The following is a 614-nucleotide window of genomic DNA, read 5'->3' as shown; positions in this document are numbered from 1 at the left end:
CATTATATATTATTTCTTTTTTTTCTTTTATATTTTTATCAGCCATAGCAAAAAATGATATTGCAGTAGACGGTATAATTAAAGATAAGAAGAGATATATTATTAAACCTATTATATTGATATTGTCTTTGCTATCATTTTTTTTATTTTTATTTTTCATTTAACTACTCTTTAATTAAAATTATTTTATCATATATAGTTTTTCAATTCTAATATATAGGCACTTTTTGTCAATGTAAATATATGTTTATAGAATTCTTAACGCACGGTGAATGCCTCTATATATATAATCAAAATAATATTTATAATTAGTTCTTTTTTATAATTTAGTTTAACGTGTGGTATATGCCTCATAGTTTAAAAAATTATGGTTGGAAAATGTAATTTAAACTTTAATTAAGAATTAGCATCATTAATAATATCAATCTTATCATAAATAATATTAAGCTTAGACTGCAATGTAACAACAGAATATATATATCCAAAAGGAATTAAAAAAAACAATACCAAAACAAAAGCATTCTCTCCATAACTATCAATATCAGCTTTTTTATACATATCATTAAAAACAATATTTCCATATTTATAAAACCAATATATATCAAATAATCCAC

1 pseudogene is annotated in these 614 nt (G+C 20.4%); it reads right to left on the bottom strand.

Annotated features, from left to right (window positions below):
* Window positions 1-396: 396 nt before the first annotated feature.
* Window positions 397-614, bottom strand: a pseudogene (locus GQX97_RS13935) (hypothetical protein); the annotation flags it as partial.

The sequence above is a fragment of the Brachyspira sp. SAP_772 genome (genome assembly GCF_009755885.1).
GTDB lineage: Bacteria > Spirochaetota > Brachyspiria > Brachyspirales > Brachyspiraceae > Brachyspira.
Note: the sequence above shows the minus strand (reverse complement) of the source record. Positions and strands in the feature narration are given on the sequence as shown.